The organism is Citrobacter sp. Cf072 (assembly GCF_030334485.1).
Lineage (GTDB): Bacteria > Pseudomonadota > Gammaproteobacteria > Enterobacterales > Enterobacteriaceae > Citrobacter > Citrobacter freundii.
Genome location: NZ_JAOWDX010000047.1, coordinates 212335 through 236720, shown reverse-complemented (window position 1 = coordinate 236720; position 24386 = coordinate 212335). Strand labels below are relative to the sequence as shown.

20 protein-coding genes are annotated in these 24386 nt (G+C 51.5%); 8 read left to right on the top strand and 12 right to left on the bottom strand.

Annotated features, from left to right (window positions below):
• Positions 1 to 131: 131 nt before the first annotated feature.
• The 3 genes from OGX66_RS19830 (at position 132) to OGX66_RS19820 (ending at position 3201) form a co-directional block, all read left to right on the top strand.
• Positions 132 to 1181 (top strand): YeiH family protein, encoded by a 1050-nt coding sequence (locus tag OGX66_RS19830; protein WP_003840098.1) that lies wholly within the window; start codon positions 132 to 134, stop codon positions 1179 to 1181.
• Between the two features lie 71 nt (positions 1182 to 1252).
• Positions 1253 to 2110, top strand: coding sequence for a deoxyribonuclease IV (nfo, locus tag OGX66_RS19825; protein ID WP_003027428.1), 858 nt, complete (start codon positions 1253 to 1255; stop codon positions 2108 to 2110).
• Positions 2111 to 2112: 2 nt separating this feature from the next.
• Complete coding sequence (locus OGX66_RS19820) at positions 2113 to 3201, top strand: sugar kinase (RefSeq protein ID WP_003027430.1); 1089 nt, start codon at positions 2113 to 2115, stop codon at positions 3199 to 3201.
• Positions 3202 to 3247: 46 nt separating this feature from the next.
• Here the strand turns inward: OGX66_RS19820 and OGX66_RS19815 are convergent, their stop codons facing one another.
• The 4 genes from OGX66_RS19815 to hypT all read right to left on the bottom strand — a co-directional run bounded on the left by OGX66_RS19815 (position 3248) and on the right by hypT (position 7673).
• Positions 3248 to 4498 carry a NupC/NupG family nucleoside CNT transporter gene (locus OGX66_RS19815; protein WP_003027431.1) on the bottom strand — a complete coding sequence of 417 codons (1251 nt, stop codon included), beginning with the start codon at positions 4496 to 4498 and terminating at the stop codon, positions 3248 to 3250.
• Between the two features lie 96 nt (positions 4499 to 4594).
• Entirely contained in the window at positions 4595 to 5530 is a 936-nt protein-coding gene (locus tag OGX66_RS19810; RefSeq protein WP_003027432.1) for a pseudouridine-5'-phosphate glycosidase, read from the bottom strand.
• Positions 5518 to 6459 carry a pseudouridine kinase gene (locus OGX66_RS19805; RefSeq protein WP_003027434.1) on the bottom strand — a complete coding sequence of 314 codons (942 nt, stop codon included), beginning with the start codon at positions 6457 to 6459 and terminating at the stop codon, positions 5518 to 5520. The genes OGX66_RS19810 and OGX66_RS19805 overlap by 13 nt, the downstream gene beginning before the upstream one ends.
• A 302-nt stretch (positions 6460 to 6761) precedes the next feature.
• Complete coding sequence (gene hypT / locus OGX66_RS19800; protein WP_044711435.1) at positions 6762 to 7673, bottom strand: hypochlorite stress DNA-binding transcriptional regulator HypT; 912 nt, start codon at positions 7671 to 7673, stop codon at positions 6762 to 6764.
• A 349-nt stretch (positions 7674 to 8022) separates the two neighbouring features.
• On the opposite strand from hypT, the gene cuyB reads away from it, so the two are divergent.
• Positions 8023 to 8742, top strand: coding sequence for a cysteate racemase (cuyB, locus tag OGX66_RS19795; RefSeq protein ID WP_003027440.1), 720 nt, complete (start codon positions 8023 to 8025; stop codon positions 8740 to 8742).
• A 75-nt stretch (positions 8743 to 8817) separates the two neighbouring features.
• Positions 8818 to 10116, top strand: a complete 1299-nt coding sequence (locus OGX66_RS19790) for an anaerobic C4-dicarboxylate transporter (RefSeq protein WP_061549330.1) — start codon at positions 8818 to 8820, stop codon at positions 10114 to 10116.
• An 85-nt stretch (positions 10117 to 10201) separates the two neighbouring features.
• Here OGX66_RS19790 and fruA read toward each other — a convergent pair whose 3' ends face one another.
• The 3 genes from fruA to fruB are packed head-to-tail and all read right to left on the bottom strand — an operon-like array spanning position 10202 to position 13975.
• Complete coding sequence (fruA, locus tag OGX66_RS19785) at positions 10202 to 11890, bottom strand: PTS fructose transporter subunit IIBC (RefSeq protein WP_003840084.1); 1689 nt, start codon at positions 11888 to 11890, stop codon at positions 10202 to 10204.
• A gap of 16 nt (positions 11891 to 11906) precedes the next feature.
• Entirely contained in the window at positions 11907 to 12845 is a 939-nt protein-coding gene (gene fruK, locus OGX66_RS19780; RefSeq protein WP_003027446.1) for a 1-phosphofructokinase, read from the bottom strand.
• Positions 12845 to 13975 (bottom strand): fused PTS fructose transporter subunit IIA/HPr protein, encoded by a 1131-nt coding sequence (gene fruB / locus OGX66_RS19775; RefSeq protein ID WP_270932500.1) that lies wholly within the window; start codon positions 13973 to 13975, stop codon positions 12845 to 12847. Before fruB ends, fruK begins: the two co-directional genes overlap by 1 nt.
• A gap of 368 nt (positions 13976 to 14343) precedes the next feature.
• On the opposite strand from fruB, the gene setB reads away from it, so the two are divergent.
• Positions 14344 to 15525, top strand: a complete 1182-nt coding sequence (gene setB / locus OGX66_RS19770) for a sugar efflux transporter SetB (RefSeq protein ID WP_270932501.1) — start codon at positions 14344 to 14346, stop codon at positions 15523 to 15525.
• Here the strand turns inward: setB and OGX66_RS19765 are convergent.
• Positions 15522 to 15776, bottom strand: coding sequence for a YkgJ family cysteine cluster protein (locus OGX66_RS19765; RefSeq protein WP_003840078.1), 255 nt, complete (start codon positions 15774 to 15776; stop codon positions 15522 to 15524). The genes setB and OGX66_RS19765 overlap by 4 nt on opposite strands.
• A 157-nt stretch (positions 15777 to 15933) precedes the next feature.
• Between OGX66_RS19765 and yeiP the strand changes: the two genes are divergently transcribed.
• Entirely contained in the window at positions 15934 to 16506 is a 573-nt protein-coding gene (gene yeiP / locus OGX66_RS19760; protein ID WP_003027452.1) for an elongation factor P-like protein YeiP, read from the top strand.
• A 715-nt stretch (positions 16507 to 17221) separates the two neighbouring features.
• Here yeiP and torD read toward each other — a convergent pair.
• From torD to torC, 3 genes are read right to left on the bottom strand one after another with little or no spacing between them, the layout of a single operon-like run.
• Entirely contained in the window at positions 17222 to 17854 is a 633-nt protein-coding gene (gene torD, locus OGX66_RS19755) for a molecular chaperone TorD (RefSeq protein WP_088903264.1), read from the bottom strand.
• Positions 17844 to 20342 (bottom strand): trimethylamine-N-oxide reductase TorA, encoded by a 2499-nt coding sequence (gene torA / locus OGX66_RS19750; RefSeq protein ID WP_136345875.1) that lies wholly within the window; start codon positions 20340 to 20342, stop codon positions 17844 to 17846. The genes torD and torA overlap by 11 nt, the downstream gene beginning before the upstream one ends.
• A 9-nt stretch (positions 20343 to 20351) precedes the next feature.
• The gene (gene torC, locus OGX66_RS19745) at positions 20352 to 21485 is read right to left on the bottom strand and encodes a pentaheme c-type cytochrome TorC (protein ID WP_088903262.1); all 1134 of its coding nucleotides are present in this window, start codon (positions 21483 to 21485) and stop codon (positions 20352 to 20354) included.
• A gap of 164 nt (positions 21486 to 21649) precedes the next feature.
• Here torC and pdxR point away from each other — a divergent pair, with 164 nt between their 5' ends.
• The gene (gene pdxR, locus OGX66_RS19740; protein WP_270932502.1) at positions 21650 to 23122 is read left to right on the top strand and encodes a MocR-like pyridoxine biosynthesis transcription factor PdxR; all 1473 of its coding nucleotides are present in this window, start codon (positions 21650 to 21652) and stop codon (positions 23120 to 23122) included.
• Between the two features lie 45 nt (positions 23123 to 23167).
• Here pdxR and uxuA read toward each other — a convergent pair whose 3' ends face one another.
• Positions 23168 to 24358 (bottom strand): mannonate dehydratase, encoded by a 1191-nt coding sequence (gene uxuA / locus OGX66_RS19735; RefSeq protein WP_088903260.1) that lies wholly within the window; start codon positions 24356 to 24358, stop codon positions 23168 to 23170.
• Positions 24359 to 24386 lie beyond the last annotated feature (28 nt).

Sequence of the window (24386 nt, the reverse complement as noted above, 5' to 3'; positions counted from 1 at the left end):
GTTGCAGCCAGCGCACATGCAACCTGAAGTATGACGGGTATACCACTTATATAGATTAATTATAAATATATAATCAATTTTATTTTTAAACCACTTCGCCGTACTCTTTTACCCAGATAAAGGAGAAGGATATGACAGAACTCACCTTGCAGACTCATCGTCGTACAGCGTGGCATTTTATTCCGGGGCTCGCCCTGAGTGCAGTTATCACTGGGGTCGCCTTATGGGGTGGATCCATTCCCGCCGTTGCAGGTGCCGGGTTCAGCGCCCTCACCTTAGCAATCTTACTGGGGATGGTTCTCGGCAACACCGTCTATCCGCACATCTGGAAAAGCTGTGACGGCGGTGTGCTGTTTGCTAAACAACATTTATTACGTCTGGGGATCATCCTCTACGGCTTCCGCCTCACCTTCGCGCAAATTGCTGACGTCGGCGTCAGCGGTATCGTGATTGATGTGTTAACGCTAAGCAGTACCTTTATGATTGCCTGTTTCCTGGGGCAAAAAGTGTTTGGTCTGGACCGCCACACCAGTTGGCTGATTGGCGCGGGGAGCAGCATTTGTGGTGCCGCCGCCGTGTTGGCAACCGAGCCTGTAGTGAAAGCGGAAGCCAGTAAGGTAACCGTCGCTGTCGCCACCGTAGTGATCTTCGGTACCATCGCTATCTTCCTGTATCCGGCAATGTATCCGCTGCTGGCACACTGGTTTAGCCCGGAAACCTACGGCATTTACATTGGTTCCACCATGCATGAAGTGGCACAGGTAGTGGCTGCCGGGCACGCCATTAACCCGGATGCGGAAAATGCCGCAGTTATTGCCAAAATGCTGCGCGTCATGATGCTGGCACCGTTTCTTATCCTGTTGGCCGCCCGCGTTAAACAGCTGTCTCCGGCCTCCGGTGGTGAGAAGAGCAAAATCACCATTCCGTGGTTTGCCATCCTGTTCATTGTGGTCGCGATTTTTAACTCGTTCCACTTTCTGCCGCAGTCGATAGTGAACATGCTGGTAACACTGGATACCATTTTGCTGGCAATGGCGATGGCCGCACTGGGGCTGACCACTCACGTTAGCGCCCTGAAAAAAGCCGGTGCTAAACCGTTACTGATGGCCCTGCTGCTGTTTGTCTGGCTGATTGTAGGCGGTGGCGCGATTAACCTCGCTATCCACGCGCTGATGGCATAAACGAGCACGACTCACCTCCATTAACCCGCTATACTTCCTCCTTTTGCATTTGAGTATGGCGGGTTTAATTTATGAAATACATCGGAGCGCACGTAAGCGCCGCTGGCGGTCTGGCTAACGCCGCTATTCGAGCCGCAGAAATCGAAGCGACCGCATTCGCCCTGTTCACCAAGAATCAGCGTCAGTGGCGTGCCGCGCCGCTGACCACCGAAATCATTGATGATTTCAAATCTGCCTGCGAGAAGTATCACTATACTTCCGCGCAAATCCTGCCTCACGACAGCTACCTGATTAACCTCGGTCACCCGGTCAGCGATGCGCTGGAAAAATCGCGTGACGCGTTTCTTGACGAAATGCAACGCTGCGAACAGCTTGGCTTATCCCTGCTTAACTTTCACCCGGGTAGCCATTTGATGCAGATTCCGGAAGATGAATGTCTGGCGCGCATTGCGGAATCGATCAATATCGCCCTCGCCCAGACCCAGGGCGTTACGGCGGTCATTGAAAATACCGCCGGACAGGGCAGCAACCTTGGCTTTAAGTTTGAGCACCTGGCCGCCATTATCGACGGCGTAGAAGATAAATCCCGTGTCGGCGTCTGTATTGATACCTGCCACGCCTTCGCGGCCGGTTACGATTTGCGATCCGTTGAGGAATGCGAAAAGACCTTTGCGGAATTTGAACGAATTGTCGGCTTCAAGTATCTGCGCGGTATGCACCTGAACGACGCCAAGAGCACGTTTGGCAGCCGCGTTGACCGTCACCACAGCTTAGGTGAAGGCAATATTGGCCACGATGCCTTCCGTTGGATCATGCAGGACAATCGTTTTGACGGCATTCCGCTGGTGTTGGAAACCATTAATCCAGATATCTGGGCAGAAGAGATTGCCTGGCTGAAAGCCCAGCAAACTGAAAAAGCGGTGGCCTAATCATGAACGACAGGGAAAAGCAGATCCTTAAGATCTTGCGCCGCAATCCGTTGATTCAGCAGAATGAAATCGCCGATATTTTGCAGATCAGCCGTTCACGCGTCGCTGCGCATATTATGGATTTAATGCGTAAAGGCATGATCAAAGGTAAAGGTTATATCCTTACCGAACAGGATTATTGCGTGGTTGTCGGTGCTATCAACATGGATATCCGGGGGGTTGCAGACATCCATTATCCGCAGGCAGCCTCTAACCCTGGCAGCATTCATTGCTCAGCAGGCGGTGTAGGACGTAACATCGCCCACAACCTGGCGCTGTTGGGCCGCGACGTACATTTAATTTCCGCTGTTGGCAGTGACTTCTATGGCGAAACATTGCTGGAACAAACGCGTCAGGCTGGGGTTAACGTTTCCAGCTGCATTCGTCTGCATGGACACAACACCTCAACCTACCTGTCGATCGCTAATCAACAGGAAGAGACCGTACTGGCCATTAACGATACCCATATCCTGCAACAATTGACGCCGCAGTTGCTTAACGGTTCGCGAGATTTGATTCGCCATTCCGGTGTCGTACTGGCCGATTGCAATCTGACCGCCGAAGCCATTGAGTGGGTCTTTACTATTGCCGATGATATTCCGGTATTTATTGACACCGTTTCAGAGTTCAAAGCGGAAAAAATGAAAACCTGGTTTACGCGTATTCATACGCTAAAACCCACGCAGAAAGAGCTGGCGATTTTATGGGGCCAACCTATTCATACTGATGCGGATCGCGTACTGGCCGTCAATAGCCTGCATCAGCAAGGGGTAAAACGCATTTTTGTCTGCCTGGAAGATGAATCCGTTTTTTGCAGCGAAAAGGACGGCGAACAGTTTTTATTGACGCCGCCTGAGCATACGGTGGTAGACAGTTTTGGTGCCGATGACGCTTTTATGGCGGGATTACTGTACAGCTTTCTGGAAGGCAGTGAGTTTCGTGAAAGCGCGCGCTTTGCCATGGCCTGCGCGGCATTATCGCGGGCCAGCGTCAGTATCAACAACCCAACGCTCTCTGCGGATAACGCTCTGTATTTGCTGCAAACAGCTTGAATGTCTGCCGGATAGCGCTACGCTTATCCGGCCTACAAACTTTATTTTATGCCAGTCCGATAAAGAAACCGGCTATTGTCGCGCTCATCAGGTTTGACAGCGTTGCTGCTGCCAGCGCACGCATTCCAAGTTGCGCGATTTCCGGCGCACGCTGTGGCGCAATCGCCGAAAATGCCCCGACCACGACGCCAATCGAACCGAAGTTCGCGAAACCACACAACGCAAACGAGATAATCGCGATGGTCTTCACGTCCAGCGTTCCGCCCGTTTGCAGATACGGCGAGAAGTTGAGATAAGCAACAAATTCGTTGATCGCCAGCTTCTGTCCAATCAGACTACCTGCCAGCGTCGCATCGCTCCAGTCCACGCCCATAATCCACGCCAGCGGGGCTAACGCATAGCCAAAGATCCCTTCCAGAGTGGCGTGGCCAAAACCAAACCAACCGCCAATTCCGCCGATAATGCCGTTAATCAGCGCGATAATGGCGACAAATGCCATTACCACCGTCGCAACGCCTGCGGCGATCTTCAGCCCGGTCATAGCCCCACTGGCCGCCGCTTCGATGATGCTTTTCGGTGGTGTTTCAGTAAATGACAGGTTTTCAAAGGTGACGCGAGATTCTTCCGTTGCCGGACTCAGCATACGCGCGAACAAAATACCGCCAGGGATTGCCATCAATGATGCCGCCAGCAAATAGTCAATCGGGACGCCCATTCCGGCGTAACCAATCATCATTGAGCCAGCAATCGAGGCCATCCCGCTACAAATAGCGGTAAACAGTTCATTACGATTAAGGCGGTCAATAAACGGTTTCACGATTGCCGGGATCTCGTTTTGCCCGAGGAAAATCGTGGTTACTGCGACAAATGACTCGATCTTACTGATGTTCAACGCCTTCTGGAAAATACCGCCGAGGATGCGGATCAATAGCCCCATCACGCCAATGTAATAGAGCAGACTGATGAGTGCGGTCACAAAAATGATGGCCGGGAGCACCCGGAAGGCGAAAATAAACCCTGCCCCGTCAAACAGCACATCCATTTTTGGCCCAACCAGGGAGCCGAAGATAAATGCGCTACCCGCGTCACTATATGACATCACCTTGTGGACGCCGAGCGCGGCCTGTTCAACCAGCCATTTTCCCGGCGGGAAATAGAGCATAATACCGCCGATGGCAATTTGCAGTACCAGCGCAGCCCCAACGGTGCGCAGACTAATACGTTTTTTATTTACTGACAGCAGAAACGCGATGGCCAGTAATACCACCATACCCACAACACTTCTCATTATATCCATAATGAAATTCCCTTCATGCCAGGAAACCCGGCGTTATCGCCAGGTTTTGGTAGGTTTGATATTCGCGGGCGACCGCATTCTGCCCGGGAAATTCTGTCAGGCGAGGCGTTGATACTCCTTCGCAATTTCACAGGCCAGCACTGCGTTGTTGAACACCAGTTGAATATTTGATTTCAGGCTGTCGCCACCGGTCAGCTCCGCAACTCGCGCCAGCAGGAACGGCGTACTTTCTTTACCCACGACGCCCTGCTCTTCCGCTTCTTTTACCGCCCGATCTATTGCCGCATTAATTTTCTCTTCTGCCATGGCAAACTGCTCCGGGATTGGATTAGCGACAACCAGGCCTCCATTAAGACCCGTTTGCCATTTCACCGCCATCGCGCGGGCAATCTCTTTAGCGCTGTCCAGACGGATACTGACTTCAAACGGACTGGTACGACAGAAAAATGCCGGTAACGCTTGGGTTCGATATCCAATTAACGGCACGCCAAAGGTTTCTAAATATTCAGTCGTTAAGCCAAGATCCAGAATAGATTTAGCACCAGCACAAATTACCGTGACATTGGTATGTGCCAGTTCCTGCAGATCCGCGGAAATATCAAACGTATGTTCAGCACCACGATGAACGCCACCAATTCCCCCGGTCGCAAATACTTTAATTCCAGCCAGGGCGGCAATAATCATCGTAGAGGCAACGGTGGTGGCACCATTTTTCCCTGCCGCGACCACAAATGGCAAATCACGACGACTTACTTTCGTAACGCTATGTCCTTCTCGTCCAAGCAATTCAATTTCATCTTTACTTAAACCTACTTTCATTATTCCGCCGATAATGGCGATGGTCGCAGGAACAGCGCCGTGCTTACGAATAGTCTCTTCTACTTCAATCGCTGTCTGAGCATTCTGCGGAAATGGCATTCCATGAGAAATAATGGTTGATTCAAGCGCAACAATCGGTTTTTTACTGTTTAATGCTTCCTGGACTTCTGGTGATATTTGTAATAATTCAGAGGAAAGAGTTAATTCAGACATTCTGTGTTCTCCACTATTGAGCTAACATTCGCAACAGACAAATCAGGGTTATTGGTATATTCACAGGCTAATGCCATTGATGAACACCCCTGCGCAAATCGAACCGAATCAATAAAGGGCATGCCGTCTACCCAGCAGGCGGCCAGTCCAGCCATCATCGCATCACCAGCCCCTGTGACATTAATGACGCGAGTTTTAATGGGGAGCGACCAACCACAACTCCCCGCAATATCACTGTAATAAACGCCGTCGCCGCCCATGCTGAGCACCAGCCGGTTTAAGCCGCGATCATGAAACCACGCGGCGACTTTGCTAACGTCATCACGCCCAGAAAGCGCAATACCGCTGAGCGTTTCGGCTTCAAGGCGGTTTGGTTTGAGGGTGTGAATTTTTGCAAAGCGGCCGCGAATTTTTACGCACTTCCAGGCCGACACCGGGTCAACAAACACCGGAACATCTCCGGCGTTTTCCAGTACCCATGCCAGAGCGTCTTCGCTGATATTGCAATCGGCGATAATGACTTTTGCCTGCCTAATAAAATCAAAATGCTGTGATAAAAATTCTGCTGAAATATGCTCGGTGATACTCATATCATTAATAGCCACCAGCATTTCACCAGTATTATCAAGCAGCGATAAATAACTGGATGTATTCTCTCCGGAAACGATAAGACACTTGTCGACATGTACTCCTGATTGATTGGTTTGTGCCAATAATGATTGACCATAAAAATCGTTACCAACCGCTGTTAGCAACCAAGAATTTTTACCCAGCAGCGCGAGATTATGTGCAATATTGCGTCCAACGCCACCGGGAGTGAATTTTATCTTACCTGGATTCGAATCCGCATAATTTAGAGAAGCATGCGAATACCCAGCAACATCCATATTGGCCGAGCCAATCGTTACGATGTATTCCTTTTCACGCATAGCACGTCCCCTGGCAATTAATTTGCCACAAATGAGTTCGTTAAAAATAACCAACGCCACACATCATGTTATTAGAGCATATGTTCACTATCAAACACGTGTTCATAGTAGGCGTGTTTTTGACAAAGTAAATCCATCCACAAGCTATAAAGTCGATAGATATGAACAGAATCACAATTTTTTATAGATACAGTTTGTCAGGGAGAGAGAAAATGAGAGGTAGTACACAAATTGATCAGGTTAAAAAGCATCTTTGGTCATAACCGAAGGTTTTTCAGACGCGCCAGGCGAACTGGCGCGTATCAACTAAGCGAAACCAGATCCTCTGGCATATGGTTGTACAAAATCCGCCAGAAGTGCTCAGCGGTTTTATTCAAACGTGTATCCATTCTATAAATATAGGCCTGAATAGGCACCATCAACTCCGGCGTGTCCAGACAAACCAGGCGTTTATCCCGTAGTTCGTTTACGATCGTCCACGCTGGCAGCCAGGCAATACCATGCCCATCCAATGCCATATTCTTCAATAGCTCACTCATCGAAGACATAAACAGCGTACGCGCCGAAATACTACCCACCTCCGCCAGGTGACGGTTAACCAATCTTCCCATGTAGGATGTGCTGGTATAGTTCAGTATCGGCACCTGCGGCTGATAGATATCAAACAACGCCTGACCCTGTGAATCCGCAGCACAGACGGGATACAGCTCAGACTCAAACACCTTCAAGCCGCAGAAAGGTGACTGCATTAAGTCTTCATCGCGAAAGGAGATAATGAAATCACTTTTCCCCTCGCGCAGCGTATTCACCGCCTGAACAACATCGATAGCTTCGACGTGGTACACAAACTCCTCGCCCCATGCCGACATTGAATGTACTAATCTGGGCAACATCGTCAGCGACAGAGAATGCGCTGCCGCTATTTTGATATTGGGAACGCCAAGCAGATTGTGACCACTAAGCTCATCTAAGTTACATTCCAGCTGTTGCAACAGGCTACGGGTCTGCGAATGGAATAACTTACCCTCCTCCGTCAACTGCAGTGGGCTCGTCGTACGGTCAAACAGCAGCACGCCAACGGCGGACTCGAGCGCCTTGATCCGTCGGCTAAATGCCGGTTGGGATAGGTTGCGCTCCTCCGCGGCCTGGGAAAAATGACGACACGCTTCCAGCGTCAAAAAATCATATAACCATTTTGTCTCGATATTTTTCATGCCTGTCACGCGGATGTTTAAATATGTCAATTAGTCTTAAGCATCATGCCTGAATATGCCCGGAGATGATATTCAACATCAGCATCTGGTGATTCGTTTTTTGCATAACACCTTCGTTTTTGACATTAACATGTTTCTTTACCCATCGACCACGACCGCTTATCGCCGCGGAATTTCAGACACCAGCCTGATTACTGGCCTGCTGAGGTGGCAAAAGAAACTGCACCCATGCAGTTTTTGCATTGAACCATACATTATTGCATTTCTCCTCACGACACACTGCTGTTAAACATAGACACCAGACACACACCAGCCCTGATATTAAATATCGGTAATAGAGGTATATATTGTGAAAGGTTTAATTGGCGTACTTGGTGGTATGGGACCTGCTGCAACCGTCGATCTTTTTAATAAATTCGTCACCTTTACCGCAGCGCAACGCGATCAGGAACATATCCCATTAATTATTTCATCCATCCCTGATATTCCAGATCGAACTGATGCGTTAATGCATCATGGTCATTCCCCACTTCCGGCAATGCGTGATTATATGCATAAACTGGAAGATGCTGGTGCGGAGTGTATTGTGATCCCCTGTAATACTGCCCACTTTTGGTTTAATGAATTAAAAGAGTGCTGTCATACAGAGTTACTCAGTATCGTTGAAACCACCATGAATGAAGTCAAAAACTGCGGAAAATCGCGTATCGGTTTACTTGCTACCAACGCCACCCTTTACATGGGACTCTACCAAAAAGGCATAGAATCTCTTGGCTTAACCTGTGTCAGCCCTGATTCATCCGGTCAGGAAAAAGTCATGGATAGTATTTATTGCTTAAAAGCCGGCGATCTTAAGCGGGCACAAACGCTGATGAATGAACAGGCTGAAATGCTCTTTTCACGCGGTGCAGAAGTCATTGTACTGGGATGTACTGAAGTCCCCGTCATTCTTGCCAACGCAGTCAAAAACTCCCCAGATAAATATATTGACTCAACCGGTTCATTAGTACGTGCCGGTATTAAATGGTACGAAAAACGGGTTGGTAAACATCATCTTCTGGCGCAATAACAGCCGTCACCAGATTAATAAAGCATTAAACAAACACTTATTTTAATAACAAATTATTCTCTGGCGGAGGCCATTATGGTTTGGTTAGAAATTATCGTCGTGTTGGGTGCAATATTTTTTGGTATCCGCCTCGGCGGAATAGGTATCGGTTTATGCGGCGGGCTGGGGCTGGCTATTTTAACGTTGGGATTTGATCTACAAATTGGTTCGCCCCCCGTTGACGTTATTCTCATTATTATGACAGTTGTCGTGGCAGCATCGGCGCTACAGGCCGCCGGAGGTATGGATTATCTGGTTCGCGTAGCCGGTAATTTCATGCGGCGTAATCCTAAATATATCAATATTATTGCACCGATTATCACCTGGTCGATGACCATTATGGCCGGAACAGGGTTCATTGTATTTTCTACCCTACCGGTGATTGCCGAAGTCGCCAAAGAGTCCGGTATCCGCCCTTCTCGTACGCTCGCCGGCTCCGTGGTCGCCTCTCAGGTGGCGATATCCGGTTCGCCGATCAGTGCCGCAATGGCGGCGATGCTGACCATTATGGAAGGCAACGGTGTTACCTTTATCCAGGTTATGGCGGTATGTCTGCCAGCTTCGTTTGTTGCCGCGATGGTCGCCGCTTTTATCGCCTCACGTCAGGGATGCGAGCTACAAGATGATGAAGTCTATCTTGAACGCCTGCAAAAAGGGTTGGTGCGTAAATATGAAGGGCAAAACAGCACTGTACCGGGTGCCAAACTCTCAGTCGCCTTGTTCATGTTGGCAACGGTCGTCATCGTTATTCTTGCCGCCTGCCCGCAGCTACGCCCCGGATTTGATGCCGGCAACCCAATGAATACCCGGGATATCATCATTATTTGTATGTTATCTGCCGCTTGCCTGATGGTGGTGTTATGCAAAACATCAACCGATGCTATTGTCCTGACCTCCACATTTCGAGCAGGGATGAGTTCACTGGCCGTCATTCTCGGGATTGTTACATTGGGAACGACCTTCATTGATGCCCACTTAGCGGAGATTAAGGATATCGCAGGCGATATTCTACGGGCTTATCCGATGCTGTTGGCGCTGGTGCTGTTTGGTACCTGCGCACTTCTCTACTCGCAAGGCGCCACAACGCCGCTGATTATCCCTCTGGCCGTTGCGCTCGGCGTACCTACATGGGCGATTCTGGCCTCCTATGTGGCGGTAACCGGGGTGTTTGTTCTACCAACATACCCGACTTCGCTGGCGGCAATGGAGTTCGACACCACAGGGACAACACGCGTGGGCAAGTATGTCTTAAACCATCCGTTTATGCTGCCAGGACTGGGTGGGATCATTGCTGGCGTTGCCTTTGGTTTTATCATCGCGCCAATGATTGCCTGAACCGTTTTACATATCTATCTTCAGGCAGCAGTTAATCAATAAAAAAAGGGGCAGAGAAATCTCTGCCCCTGATGTCAGCATTAAATCATGCCGCTTTTGCCACAACCTCATCTTCCGGGCGCTTCAGCACCGCGTAGGAGAGACCGGCTACCAGCGTACCGGCAATAATGGCCAGCAGGTAGCCCAGTACCGGCGTAATTGCGCCTGGAATTAACAGGACGAAAAGCCCGCCGTGTGGCGCCATCAGTTTCGCACCCACTGCCATCGAGATAGCACCGGTAATCGCACCACCAACGATACAGCAAGGCAGAACGCGCATCGGGTCACGGGCAGCGAATGGAATAGCCCCTTCGGTGATAAAGCACAGGCCCAGTACCAGCGCTGCTTTGCCGCCTTCCTGCTGCGCTTTGTCGAACTTACGGCGCGCAACCAGCGTTGCCAAACCCAGAGCCAGCGGGGGAACCATACCTGCCGCCATGATGGCCGCCATCGGCGCATAAGTTTGCGTACTCAGCAGACCCACACCGAAAGCATACGCCGCCTTGTTAACCGGACCACCCATATCGGTACACATCATGCCGCCAAGAATCGCTCCAAGCAGCACCGCATTCGCCGTACCCATGGTTTGCAGCCAGTGGGTCAGACCTTCCAGAATGCCAGCCACCGGTTTGCCGATCAGGTAAATCATGGCCAGACCAACTACCAGGCTTGAGAACAGCGGAATGATCAGGATCGGTTTCAGCGCTTCCATACTCTGCGGGAGTTTCAACTTCGTGCTGATAAGCTTCGCCACATAACCGGCAAGGAAACCAGCAATAATCCCGCCAATAAAGCCGGAACCGGTGCTCACCGCCAGCATACCGCCGATAAGACCCGGCGTCAGACCAGGACGGTCAGCGATGGAAAACGCGATATAACCTGCCAAAACCGGCACCATCAGCGCAAAAGCTGAACCACCGCCAATCTGCATCAGCGCCGCCGCCAGCGTACCCTGCTCTTTAAACGCTTCGATACCAAAAGCGAACGAGAGTGCAATACACAGACCGCCAGCAACCACCATCGGCAGCATGTAAGAGACGCCCGTCAGCAGGTGACGATATGCCCCCGCGCTCTCTTTCTTACTTTCGGTTGCTGAAGTCTGCGCTTTACCGGTTGGCTGGTACGGTGTTGCTTCTTCCAGCGCTTTGTCCAGCTCCTGCTTGGTTTTCTTCAACGCAAGACCCGTAGAGGTGCGGTACATCGGTTTGCCGGCAAACTTCGCCAGATCAACTTCAATGTCAGCTGCCACAATCACCAGATCCGCCTGAGCCACTTCTTCCGGCGTAATGGCATTGCCTGCGCCAACAGAACCTCGGGTTTCAACCTTCACCCACCAGCCACGTTTTTTCGCTTCTGTTTCAATCGCTTCAGCAGCCATAAACGTATGAGCAACACCGGTCGGACACGCCGTCACTGCCACTACGCGTTTTGGACCACTGCTGGCCACAGGTGCTGTTGCAACCGGGGCACTGTAAGGTTTTGCATGGCCCTTCGCTTCGCTGAGGAACAGTTCAGGGTGCGCAACCGCACGACCAATGTCGCCCAGCCAGACTTTTTTGCCGTTCAGCGAACTGTCGGCAGGAAGCGTATCGCCCAGAACAATTGCCAGTTCGGCATCATTCGGATTATCAATAATTTCCAGATGTGCTTTCTGTGCCGCCGCTCCAAGCAGGGTTTTCGCCATGTAAGCGCGAGCCTGGCCGAGATTAGCGTCAATAATCAGCAGCGTTTTCATTATGCCTCTCCTGCTGTCAGTTAAACGGTTTTAAGTCGACACGCGCCATCATTGCGGCCAACTGAGGACGATCGGTAATGCCTACATTACTTTGGCTTACTGCCAGGGCGGCAACAGCCGTCGCCAGACGCAGGGTATGTTCACTGGACTCACGCATCAGCAGGCCGTAAATCAGACCGCCAACCATTGAATCACCCGCGCCGACGGTGCTGACCACCTCAACTGACGGCGGTTTAGCAATCCATTCACCTGAAGCGTTAACCCACAGCGCACCTTCCGCGCCGAGTGAAATCACCACGTGAGCAATACCCTGCTCGCGCAGCGCATGCGCCGCATCAATCACATCTTTCATTTCCGGCAGTTTGCGGCCTGCCCAGATTTCCAGCTCACGACGGTTTGGTTTTACCAGCCACGGTGCCGCTTTCAGACCCGCCACCAACGCTTCACGACTACTATCAAAGATAATGCAAGGACACTGACTGCGCAGGCGCGTCATCCAGTCGGTGAAGGCTTCCGGGCTCACGCCGGTCGGCAAACTGCCGCTGACGCACACCATGTCGAACTGGCCCAGCCAGCTCAGCGAGTCATTCACAAAGCGTTCCCAGTCAGCCGGGGTGACTTCAAAGCCGGAGAAATTAAAGTCAGATACTTCACCGTCTTTTTCGGTCAGTTTGACGTTGATACGGGTACGCCCTTGTACAACCTGAAAACGGTTGGCAATACCCAGCTCGCTGAACAACTGCTGAAAACCATCCTGGTTGTCTTTACCCAGGAAGCCGCCCACAGTGACATCGATACCTAAATCCTTCAAAACCTTAGCGACGTTAATTCCTTTCCCTGCCGCGTGCAGACCGGTAGTTTTAACCAGGTTCACTTCACCGCGTTCAATTTCCGGGCAAAAACCCACCAGGTCGTAAGCCGGGTTAAGGGTTATAGTCGCAACACGTCTGCTCATTACGCGCCCTCCCCCAGACCTGCCGCGATGGCTTCGCCAATCGCCTTCAGCGCCTGTTCAGCATCTTCGCCCTGGGCGGTAAAGCGCAGGTGATGTCCTTTTTTCACACCTAATGCCACAACTTTCATCAGACTGCGTCCATTCGCCGGTTTGCCGGTTCCATCAAGATTTATCACGGTAATTTCACTGTTAAATTGTTTAATCGTATTCACCAGCATGGTGCCCGGGCGGGCATGTAAACCATGCTCATTGCGCACAATAAATTCGGCGCTCAGTACATCATCAGTTAAGGCGTCATCGCTGGTCAGCAGCGCCAGCACCGTTGCCGCATCGGCTTTCAACAAACGGTCAGCTTTATTATTCAGCAGCAGATCGCCAAGGCGCTTCAGCACGGCAACCGGTTGATCGTCATTCATGGCGACGGTCACCAGCAGGGCTGCCGCTTCACCTTCTACATCGAATGTTGTTGCTGCACGGCTGACCGCAACAGCGCTACGCACGTTGCCTTCAGCACAGTCATTCAGCCAGATCCCCTGACCGAGATTCATCGGCTGCTCATTGATTGCTCTGGCCACAAAGGTGGCGTCAACCGCACCGACTTCTTTCAGTCGTGCCGCGTTGAGTGCCTGCAGCGTCACCAGCGAGTTGGCCACGACATCCAGCGACAGCGTTTCGTTATCAAGCTTCAGCTGTTCGCTTTGCTTTTCGCCCATCAGCAGCGCACGCAGTTCTTCCGCCGTGGTCGCAGATTTCAGCTGTTCAGCGACGGAGTCATCGCTCAGCACGTGTGTCAGCTGACGCAGTAAACCGAGATGTTCATCAGAGCTTGCGGCTATGCCGATTGCCACATAAGCAACCTGCCCTTCGCCCCAGGTCACGCCCTGCGGAAACTGAAAAACCTGCACACCGGTTTTCAGCACCTGATCGCGCGTGTCCGTCGTACCGTGAGGAATCGCAATACCGTTGCCGAGGAACGTGGACGTCTGTTGTTCGCGCGCCAGCATGCCATCGACGTAGCCTTCCCCGACGTTACCCGCCTGCACTAAGGCAGCGGCAACCTGGCGAATAGCCTCTTCTTTATTCCCGGCCTGTTCGCCCGGGTGAATATCCTGAACAGATAACTGGAACATGGTTCTCCTCTCCCGCTGATTTGAAACGATTCAGCTAACATGAGAAAAAAGGCGTCACCTGACTCCATCAGTTATGGCGAGATGACGCTGAAACGTTTCAAGAAGTCTTGCTCTTTTTTCTTCAGCACACAAGTAAAGTTGACAAATTACTTGCTGAATTTAGAGATAACGCACATTTTCTCTGCGAGGGAGAAAAAACTGCTGACGGAAAAACGGCGTCAGCTTGTCAGATTCAGCAACGTCAGCAAACAGCATTCTTTGACTGAAATGCTATTTTGATTTTTGATGCCGATTTTGATTTGGCTCCCTGTTTATTTTCTGACAAGCGGCGTAAACTCCGCGTCTCTTCACATCATTGATATCAAAACATGCATAACACCCCCGTAGCCGCCACACCCAAGGCGTTTGATTTAACGTCTTCGGCGTTCCTGCTTGTCGCATTTCTGACGGGTATCGCCGGTGCGTTGCAGACGCCAACGCTTAGCCTTTTTCTGACGGATGAAGTCCATGCCCGTCCCGGCATGGTCGGGTTCTTTTTTACCGGCAGCGCCGTGATCGGCATTTTGGTGAGTCAGTTTCTGGCCGGGCGCTCGGATAAAAAAGGCGATCGCAAAAACCTGATTGTGTTTTGCTGCGTGCTGGGGATGCTGGCCTGCGTGCTGTTCGCCTGGAACCGTAACTATTTTATTCTGCTGTTTATCGGGGTATTCCTCAGCAGCTTTGGATCGACTGCCAACCCGCAAATGTTCGCTCTCGCCCGTGAACACGCCGACCGCACAGGTCGGGAAGCCGTCATGTTCAGCTCAATATTACGTGCGCAGGTTTCGCTGGCCTGGGTAATTGGCCCACCGCTGGCCTACGCGCTGGCCATGGGGTTCAGCTTTACGGTGATGTATCTCAGCGCAGCGGTGGCGTTTGTTGTCTGCGGCGTAATGGTCTGGTTATTTTTACCTTCGATGAGTAAAAACGTGCCGCTCGCAACAGGCGCAGTTGAGGCCCCACGCCGCAATCGATGCGACACGCTGCTGCTGTTTGTTATCTGCACATTAATGTGGGGCACTAATAGTCTCTATATCATTAATATGCCGCTGTTTATCATCAACGAACTGCATCTGCCGGAAAAACTGGCTGGCATCATGATGGGTACCGCAGCCGGACTGGAAATCCCGACCATGTTGATTGCTGGCTATTTTGCAAAGCGTCTGGGCAAACGTCTGTTGATGAGAATTGCTGTCGTCGCCGGGTTCTTCTTTTATGCCGGTATGCTGCTGGCTCACTCTCCGGCGATATTACTTGGCTTACAGCTGCTGAACGCGATTTACATCGGCATCCTCGGCGGAATTGGCATGCTCTATTTCCAGGATCTGATGCCAGGACAGGCAGGCTCAGCAACGACCCTGTATACGAATACCATTCGCGTGGGCTGGATTATTGCCGGATCGCTGGCAGGGATTGCCGCTGAAATCTGGAACTATCACGCGGTGTTCTGGTTTGCGCTGGTGATGATCGTCGCCACCGTCGTGTGCCTGGCGCGCATCAAGGACGTTTAAGGCGCGGTCAGCGCTTCAAGCTCGATGAGATAAACCATGGCATGGTGCGTCGTCTGTCCGCACATTTCCGCACTGGGCTGTAAACCGCCACACACTTTTGGTCGTAGCGGCGAAGCAAAAATTTTGCAACGCAGGGATTCATCCAGCTGAACGCATGGCGTATTAGCAGGTTTGCCATCAGGCATGCCAGGGATGGGACTGGAGATTGAAGGCGCGGTGCAGCATGCACCACAATCCGGACGGCATTCCATACAGTACTCTCTTTATCGTAAACCATCGGATTGTGCGGGAAGCGCACAGTACCACCTTTTTGGCACCAGCAAAAGCATCAATTCCGCTTGCCTGAATGCCCCGGCGCGAGTAGTTTTACGCGATATTTTAGACACTCCTCACTACAGGATTTTTTCGATGCCAAGAGCGAACGAAATTAAAAAAGGTATGGTACTAAACTACAACGGCAAGCTGCTGATTGTAAAAGATATCGATATTCAATCACCATCCGCACGTGGTGCAGCTACTCTGTACAAAATGCGTTTTTCTGATGTGCGTACCGGTCTGAAAGTTGAAGAACGCTTCAAAGGCGACGATATCGTGGATACCGTCACCCTGAGCCGCCGCGGGGTTGATTTCTCCTACGTCGATGGCAACGAATACATCTTTATGGATAAAGAAGACTATACCCCGTATACCTTCACCAAAGACCAGATTGAAGAAGAGCTGCTGTTCATGCCGGAAGGCGGTATGCCGGATATGCAGGTACTGACCTGGGACGGCCAACTGCTGGCGCTTGAACTGCCGCAGACCGTAGACCTGGAAATCGTTGAAACCTCACCGGGTATTAAAGGTGCTTCAGCGAGTGCGCGCAACAAGCCCGCAACCCTGAGCACCGGTCTGGTGATCCAGGTTCCTGAGTATTTGAGTGCGGGTGAAAAAATCCGTATTCATATCGAAGAGCGTCGCTATATGGGCCGTGCAGATTAATCTCCTGTCGTTACAGGTGAACCAAAGATAATGGTATGTTATCTCTGGCAAAATGTTCCGATCACTTTAGTGGTATCACTTCTCTGAAACCATACTGCCTGTGAACGTGTTAAGGGTACTATCGCCGTACCCTTAACAATCCCGGCTCCCGGCGGGAAAATTGCCACTTCGTGGTTCCCTCCGCTTATTCCTCCAGGCTACCGGGCCGGGCGCGAGGTAGCGTCCCTGCAAAACGCGCCCTGAACCCGCATCCATGCGGGTTCTCCCGGCCTTACGGAAACACGTCGGCAATTTTCAGCCGGACCAGCCCACACCTGACCACCTGCGTTTTTTGTTTAAACAGCAAAACAGATTTAACTGGAAGCCAGAGCGTTAAAGCGATGACCCCGGTCCGGCTGAAAATCGATGAGGCGTTGACGGCTGACCGGGGCTGCCCGCAGGGATGCGGGCAGAGGGGACGGCCTGCAAGGATGCAGGCTCGGCACCGACCCGACAGGCAGACGGCATAAGACGAATAACTCGCGCAGCGACGATTTTCCCGCCGGGAGCCTGGGATGCAAGGGAGGCGGCGGTGAGCCTCCCTTGCACGTTCACGGGTAACGGCGTTTCAGAGAAATGACTCCACTGAGGTGAACGGAACCCTATGCCGCAATCAAATATTCTCCATAATGCTTTACTGACTGGCATTACAGCGCAGGCTGTCCCTTTGTCATTTTCAGCGCTGACTGCTGAAATAAAAATCATCCATCAGCAGCGACTCCAGATACTGTTCATCCTCTTGCATAAAACGCACTATCAGATTAACCGCCTGAGGATAAAACCCCTCGTTATCCCGCACCAGACAAGCGTCGCGAAATAAAGGTGCCCAGCACAGAATATGATGATGCAAAAAGTAATACTGCGCGGAGAATTTCTCCTCTTTAGCAACCATCCTCGCCATTAATGCCAACTGTACGGCAATATGATCGGAAGGTTCATTCTCCCGCGCCGCCAGCCCTTGCTCAACCAGCAGCACATTCATTTGCCGACGTTCTTCTGCCGCCGTCGTGTGTGGATAGTGCCCCGCATAGGGAGAAACACTAGCCGGCGGGGCCAGCAGAAACAACGAGGCAAAATCTGCGGCCAGCTCCAGCTGTCGGGAGTCGCGCCGCAGAACCCGGCCCAGGGTACGCTCAAAACGTTTAACATTGGCAGATAATCCGGGGATCGCCTCGAGTGAGGCAATCCATGCCTGGCTATTGCCATTTTCCAGACTGGCGAGCTGTTTTTCATCCAGCTCACGAAATAACAGTTGCGAAAACCACTGGTACACAGCCGCCCGCTGCTGATGAATTTGATTATGCTGCACTGGTCCCCTCCTCTTTCACAATCTGCGGACCACCGAAAGCCGTCACCTGCGGGGCTTTCTGCTGATAACGCTCGACCTCCACCAGCACGGTATGTGCTGAAGGCCCCTGGGCCAGCTGTGAAGTACCGATATCCGCACTCAGCACGTTCGGGTCGCCATAGGTGCATAATGTCCCGGCTTTCCCCCCTTCCTGCGGGGAGTACCACGCGCCTTCATGAATACGGACCACTCCAGGGGTAAAATCCGGACTGATTACCACGCCAGCCAGTACCTGACCACGAGCGTTAAAAACGCGGGCGATATCACCGGCTTTTAAGCCACGAGTGGTGGCATCCTGTTCGCTGATATAAAGCGGCTCTCTTCCGGCAACTGCATAAGTGTTGCGAAACGCCTCGCTTGAGCACAACTGGGAATGTAGACGTTTATCCGGATGGCAGGATTGCAAATGCAGCGGGTATTTATCTTTTTTGCCGCTATGGGTACGCTCAAAGGGTTCCATCCACACCGGATGCCCCGGACAATCCTCATAGGCAAAGCCCGCGATGGTTTTGCTGTAGATTTCAATAAGACCTGACGGCGTTCCCAGCGGATTCAGGTCTGGCTGCTCACGAAACTCACCGTGACGTACCCACGGCTGACCCGGCGGATATTCAATATATCCGTCACCCTGCCAGAACGTTGTAAAGTCCGGTAAGGTAACACCGAGCGACGCCCCCATCTTCACACCTTCGTCATAAAGCGCCTGTATCCACTGCATTTCATTCCGGTTTTCACGGTACACCGCTTCCTTATCAAATCGCTTACACAGCCCGGCAAAGATGTCAAAATCATGCCGCGCTTCGTATTGCGGTTTAACAATCTGATGCAGCGCCATCAGCCCTTTATTCGAATGCGTGCCAAACTGCTCAATATCGTTACGTTCAAAACGGGTAGTCACAGGCAGAACGATATCGGCAAAACGGCACGACGCGGTCCATTGGTGATCTAACACCACCACGGTTTCCAGCTTCTTCCATGCCTCAATCATACGGTTCCTGTCCTGCTGGGCGTGGAATGGATTGGCCGCACTGTAGATCGCCATTTTGATGTCAGGATACGTTAACGTCTCACCGTTGAAGGCAATCTTGTTACCTGGCGCAAGCAGGCAGTCAACGATACGCGAAGTGGGGATATGCTCCGATGCGCCGCGAAAATCCGCTTTGTACTTCGCCTGCGGGGGATTAGTAATACTCCCCAGCCCGGAGAGCACTGGCCCGGTCGATGTTACCGTTCCACCGCCGTTATAGTGCCAGCCAAATCCGACCCCGCCGCCGGGCAAACCAATTTGACCGACCATACTGGCCAGTACCACCAGCATCCACGGATACTGCTCACCGTGGTGCATGCGTTGTACGCACCAACCGGCCATAAACTGTGTCCGGCCTTTCACCAACAGGCGGGCGAAGTCTCGGATCTGCTCTGCTGTCAGCCCGCAGATTTCTGCCGCCCATTCGGCATTTTTCGGCTGTTTATCACTCTCGCCCAGCAGGTACGGTAAAAACTGTTCAAAGCCGACGGTGTAATCGGTAATAAACGCCGTGTCGTACAGTTTTTCTTCGTACAGGGTATGCGCCAGTGCCAGCATTAACGCGACGTCGGTTTGTGGCCGCAACGCCAATTGCTCGCAGCCAAGATAGTTTTGAGATTTGCTACGCACTGGATCAACGCTGATAACGCGCATCTTATTCTGCGCTACCGCCTCTTTAATCTGCTGCCAGTAGCCAAACGCATCGTGATCGGGAACCAAAAACTCGATCTGCAAGTTCTTGATCGGATCGCAACCCCACAACACGATGGTATTGCTGTTTTGAATCACCAGCGGGAGTGACGTCTGCTGCTCATAAACTTCCAGTGAACCAATCACATGCGGTAAAATGACCTGGGCCGCTGCCGCAGAATAGTCGCCGACAGTTGTCACATAGCTACCATGCAGGCCAAGTCCCCGGTCCATCGCCCCCCCCGCTTTATGGTATTTGCCTACCATTTGCCAGTCAGCAAGCCCGGTAAATACGCCTGATGAACCATAGGTTTTTTGCACCCGCTCCAGCTCTTCGTAAAACAAATCCAGCGCCTGATCCCAACTGACCCGTACAAAACGGTTATCTCCGCGCTGGCTGCGATCCGACTTCTCACGTTTAAGCAGCCAGTCCAGACGCACCATCGGGTAGCGCACCCGCGACGGGTTGTAGACCACTTCACGCACCGCGTTCAGCATATCGCAGGGATATTTGTCATGTTTGAACGGACGGATTTCGGTCCACTCACCGTTGACCACTTTGGCTTCAAAAGCGCCATAGTGCGAACCTGATTGAATCCACTGTTCGGGATTTTCCCCCGCCGCCCACACTTTTGATATCAGCGGATTAGGCGCCAGTACGCTGGCAGCACCCACCGCCAACATACCGCTGAGAAAACGGCGGCGGGACGGATTAAAGTCATGAATATCCATACATTATCCTTACTTTTTGTTGGTGTCAGACACATCGCTGGCGTGGGTCTGGAGGTATTTCAACAACGTACGTTCCTCCACCGGATTAAGCCGGTAATAGGTCGACATGGCTTTCAATCCAGCGATCCAGCCATTAGCGGTATATCGGGTCGTAGGAGGAGTGCTATGACAGGCGCTACAGGTGGATTGCAGCATTTGATCTGAGTACTCCCAGATTGGCGCAAGTGTGCTGATAAAGTCCTGATCGGTGGTCCAGGCGGTGACGCTCACCTGCTGCCATTCCTGATGTGAATCAGGATCGACCTGGGTTTGTAGCACTTTTACGTTCGCCATCAGGGGCTCATCGAGCACGGCGGAGAAAACGCGTTTCCCCATATACTGGGTGATCACCCGTCCACGCCCTTTGCTTTCACGCCAGCCCGTAATTTCGAGCTGGACGTTACTGCCTTCTTTTTTCAGCACCTTGGCCTCGGTGGCGGGAAATAACAGCGCCTTCCCTGCCGGACTTTCTGCCGTTGCCGCCAATGATTTTTCGCTTAATGAGAACAGTGTGGACACATCCGTTGGCGTATCTCCCTGACGCTGTAGCTGCTTAAAGCGATCGCGAAAACCGCTGCTCATATCAGGTTTGTGATGGGCTATTCCTTTGTGACAATCGATACAGTTACTGTCTTTTGCTGCCGCCGCGGTCATTTGCGCCGCCGCATTTGCCGATTGCTTGCCGTGATCCATTGCCTCATAGCTATGGCAGGATTTACACGCCGCTGAATTATTCGCGCTCATGCGCGCCCACTCCCGTTGGGCCAGCTCCGAGCGTTTGGCAGCAAACTTTTCCGGAGTGTCGATAGAAGGAGAAATAAAGGTGTGATAGAGATCGTTTAAGGCTTCAGTTTTACGAATAAGCGTTGGCACAACGCCCGGTGGAATATGACAATCCTTACACTCAGCCCGCACGCCAGACGCGTTGCGAAAATGCACGCTGGTTTTATATTCCTCTCCTGCTGTGCGCATCGAGTGACACGATAAACAAAATTCGGTGGTACTGGTGTAATGAACGCCTTGCCACGTTCCCCAAATAGCCAAGGCCATTACTACCGCCCCGACGAATGCGCACCACAATGCGTTCTTTCTTATCCACGACATGCTTGCCTCCATTTTTTAATAGCGACACGCTAGGGGATAATAAAAATCAAAAATAGAGACAGCGATGGCAAGCTATAGGAACAGCCGCTACTCCATGAGGTGCATCAAATAGTAAAAACAAGAAATTCGTAATATAGTGGCTATATATTAATAAGGGATCCCTCATGCTTACATTAACGCTCAATAGAGAACTCCGCACTCCGCTGCAATTGCAAATTTTTCAATTTTATTTCCAGGCAATTCAGCAGGGTGATTTGCTTTGTGGAGACAAACTCCCCTCTATTCGCGAGCAGGCTCAGGTATTGCACGTTGCTAAAATAACGGTAGTGATGGCCTATGATAAGCTGATGGCGGCTGGGTTAATCAAGAGCCGACACGGCATTGGCTATGAAGTGATATTCACCACGCCTGTACGCATAACCCCAACTCATGTGCCCGTAACCCAAGGCTCCCCACCGGTAAAACCTAAAGCTGCCGGGGTATCTACCGATGTTTACGCCGAGCCTGGACGAGAGTGCTACTGCCGGATGGGCGTCCCCGACCCCAACGCTTTTCCCTGGTCAAGCTGGCGGAAATGGAATAATGCTCCAAGCATACTTAAAGAACAATTATTTACCCGGTATCATTCACCAAATGGATTATTTTCACTACGTGAGCAACTGGTCAGATACCTTAATTTATCCCGCGGAATTAATACCCGAGCAGAGAACATCATCATTACCAACGGGATTCAGGAAGGATTATCACTGCTCAGCCAAATATTTATTATTCATCATGCTGTCAGTCAGCAAAAAAAGTGCCATATTGTGACCGAATCCCCTTGTTATTCTGGCGCATGGCATCTTTTTAATTATTACGGTGCAGACATTACGTCAATTGCCGTAGATAACCACGGGCTGCAAACAGATAATTTACCCGAGTATGAAACCCAGCTTTGTTATGTTACTCCAGCTCATCAGTATCCGATGGGAAGTGTGCTTTCGCTGGAGCGCCGTCAGTCATTATTAACGTGGGCGCAACGCGTCGGCGCTTACATCATTGAAGACGATTACGATGCCGTTTTTACCTATGGGGACAATCCCCTTCCCGCGCTGAAAGCCATGGATTATCACAACCGGGTTATCTATATGGGGACATTTTCTAAAACGCTGGGGCCAGGCGCACGGCTTGGCTATCTTATTTGCCCTGATGAACTGCTTCCGGCGGTACAGAATATGAAAGCGCTCAATAACAACGGCAGTCAGTGGTTGTTGCAGCAATTTTTAGCCGAACTGATGCAAAATCAGGTTTTTTATACGCATATCAGCAAGCTGGCCTGCAGCTATGCGACGTGCCTCACTCTGTTACGCGATGGCCTGTCCACTCTGTTTCCCGAAGGGAAAATCGCTGGTGCAACGGCAGGTCTGCACCTCTCGTTACGCATTGCCAGACATACCGAATTCATCGTCAGGTTGCAACAAAGTTGTCTGTTGGCTGGGATCCGTTTCGATACTCTGTCGGATATAGAAAATGGATCAGAAGCCGCATGGCGCAAAGAAAACAGCGATGCTGTTATGTTTTTTGGATTTGGTGGATTGCAGATACAGCAGATCAATAAAGTGCTGACAGTGCTGGAGCAGGCGCTCGCGCAGCCTTGATGAACAACAGGGATTGCACCTGTAGCGCAATCCCTGTTGTTAGACTTACAGCAGGTCGCGGAACTGCGTTTGTTTCAGCGCCAGCTCAACGCCGCGGACTTCTGCCAGTCCTTTCAGGCGACCAATCGCCGAGTAGCCCGGATTGGTTTTTTTGTGCAAATCGTCAAGCATCTGGTGTCCATGATCCGGACGCATTGGGATAGGACGCAGGTCGCCCGCCTTTTTACGCCGCTGCTCTTCGCTCAAAATGGCAGCCACCACCGATACCATATCCACATCACCCTGCAGGTGCGCACCTTCGTGGAACGTTTTCGGGTTATCTTCACGACAGGTCGAGCGCAGGTGCGTGAAGTGGATACGATCGCCAAAGGTTTCGATCATTTTCACCAGATCGTTATCAGCGCGCACGCCGTAAGAGCCGGTACACATGGTGAAACCATTATGAATACTGTCGACGGTTTCTTTCAGCCACTGCATATCTTCGATAGTCGAAACGATACGCGGCAGACCGAGGATCGGGCGCGGCGGATCGTCAGGATGCACGGCCAGACGCACGCCGACTTCTTCTGCCACTGGCACAATCGCCCGCAGGAATACCGCCATATTTTCGCGCAGATCGTCTTTACTGATGCCGTCATATTCAGCAAGGCGCGCACGAAACTGATCCAGCGTATAGCCCTCTTCTGCACCAGGCAGGCCAGCAATGATATTGCGTGTCAGCTTTTCAATTTCTGCATCGCTCATAGCATTGAAGTAGTCCAGCGCCTGGCGTTGTTCTTCGTCGGTATAATCCGCTTCAGCTCCCGGGCGTTGCAGAATATGCAGTTCGAAAGCCGCAAAGGCAATCTGGTCAAAACGCAGCGCTTTGGAACCATCCGGCAGCTGATATTCGAGGTCGGTACGCGTCCAGTCGAGGATCGGCATGAAGTTATAGCACACGGTATCGATGCCGCAGGTCGCCAGATTACGGATACTCTGCTGATAGTTGGCAATCCACGTTTGATACTGACCTGAACGCGTTTTGATATCTTCGTGGACAGGGATACTTTCCACCACCGACCAGGTCAGCCCTTTTTCAGCCAAAATGGCCTGACGCTGTTGAATTTCTTCTACCGGCCACACTTCACCGTTAGGAATATGGTGCAAGGCGGTTACAACACCCGTTGCGCCAGCCTGACGCACATCATCAAGCGATACCGGATCGTTAGGTCCGTACCAACGCCAGGTTTGTTCCATTGTTTCACCCCACAAGTTGTTATACCAA